The organism is Zoogloea sp. LCSB751 (genome assembly GCF_002028455.1).
Classification (GTDB): Bacteria; Pseudomonadota; Gammaproteobacteria; order Burkholderiales; family Rhodocyclaceae; genus Zoogloea.
This window is the reverse complement of record NZ_MWUM01000467.1, coordinates 1-248: the sequence shown is the minus strand read 5'-3', so window position 1 is coordinate 248 and position 248 is coordinate 1. Positions and strand designations below refer to the sequence as shown.

At 64.5% G+C, this 248-nt stretch carries 1 protein-coding gene; it reads right to left on the bottom strand.

Annotated elements, in window-relative coordinates; genetic code table 11:
- A partial coding sequence (locus B4920_RS27340) for a ribonuclease III family protein (RefSeq protein ID WP_305847139.1) occupies window positions 1–248 on the bottom strand: 248 nt, incomplete at both ends.

Sequence of the window (248 nt, the reverse complement as noted above, 5' to 3'; positions counted from 1 at the left end):
AGTGTCGGCCAGGATAGACTCGCGACGGAACCCGCCGCTTTTCAGCTCGCCGGGCCCCAGGATCAGGTGATCCCCGAGGTCGAACTCCCGGCCGAGTTCGGCCAGGGTCTTCTCCCGCACCAGGGTGGCGCGCATCCGGCTGAGATCCCCTTCCGCCGCTTGCGGAAAGCGGTGGAAGAGGTCATCGGCAATCACCAGACTCAGGATGGAGTCCCCCAGAAATTCCAGTCGCTCGTTGTGACGGGAAC